This window comes from Pseudomonas sp. Pseusp88, assembly GCF_047303955.1.
GTDB lineage: Bacteria > Pseudomonadota > Gammaproteobacteria > Pseudomonadales > Pseudomonadaceae > Aquipseudomonas.
The window spans coordinates 1-505 of sequence record NZ_JBGLYM010000094.1; the positions used below are offsets into that span (position 1 = coordinate 1).

At 54.3% G+C, this 505-nt stretch carries 1 pseudogene; it reads left to right on the top strand.

The features are described from left to right. Window positions 1-161: 161 nt before the first annotated feature. Window positions 162-505: pseudogene (locus ACCD02_RS32610) on the top strand (hypothetical protein); the annotation flags it as partial.

Here is a 505-nt window from a genome sequence, read left to right on the forward strand (position 1 = left end):
GCCGAATATGACCAGAAAACCAGTCGCGACCCGCGTTACTGGATCGATATGGATAACGATATATTTAAAGCGAAACTGAAGGAAATGCGCAAACGCTACAATGATATTGATACCTTCAGGCGCGTTAACTTGATGTTAAAACACGTGAAGTATATCGACTGATGACCGATTCAAGCTGCACTTACATTGGGCCGATAACGGGTAATCAACCGGATGAGCAAAACGCAAAACTGGATCTTCGCGCTCAAGTGCCGTTTCAGGTGCGCAGCGCCAATACCCTCATCCATATCGAAAGCCGACTGCCCGGCCTGTTGGGCAGCCTGGGTAGTCTGGGGATGCAGGTGGACTACCGTCGGTGTGAGGTCGTGACCACCAGCTCCAGAGGCATGCCGGCTTCGATCCGAAAAAAGCTGTCCGACGCCCCCACGCCGCCCGAGGCGCAGCGCCTTTACCCCGATGCGCTGGAGCTGTATGTCGACACACCCTTCTCATGGGCCACGCCACA